Raw genomic sequence first — 422 nt, 5'->3', positions numbered from 1 at the left:
GGAAGAGCTGCAGTGTTGTAGTGCTCCAAGAACTGTTCGTAGGTGTCATTGACCTTCCGGTTTCTATCTGACGTACTGATTGCGTTCGACGCAGTCGACGCGTTATCAGGCACGACGACCTGGCAGACACCACCGAAGTATTCGAATGCACACCGGTGAGCATCAAGCCAGGCCTGTTGGCGTTGGTCAGCACACGCACAGGCAAACAGCATCCCTGAATATGGAAGAGAGGCGACAAAGATACTGACTTTTGCACCCGGTTTCCCGGTTGGGTCAAACAGTCGCATCTTGGTGCCTGCCCAGTCGACTTGCATGGTGTGTCCTGGTGCGTGTGTGATGCGTGCTGAAAGCCCGGTCGCGTCGACATGTGCTGCGACAAGTTGGCGGAACCTGTCGTAGCTGTAGTGCCGCTGCCCCGGCCC

1 protein-coding gene is annotated in these 422 nt (G+C 56.6%); it reads right to left on the bottom strand.

Annotation, left to right across the window (positions count from 1 at the left end; translation table 11 throughout):
• Positions 1-422 (bottom strand): DDE-type integrase/transposase/recombinase (locus HMPREF0308_RS12730; RefSeq protein ID WP_005532366.1); only part of this gene is annotated, 422 nt, incomplete at both ends.

It is taken from the genome of Corynebacterium striatum ATCC 6940 (genome assembly GCF_000159135.1).
Lineage (GTDB): Bacteria > Actinomycetota > Actinomycetes > Mycobacteriales > Mycobacteriaceae > Corynebacterium > Corynebacterium striatum.
Note: the sequence above shows the minus strand (reverse complement) of the source record. Positions and strands in the feature narration are given on the sequence as shown.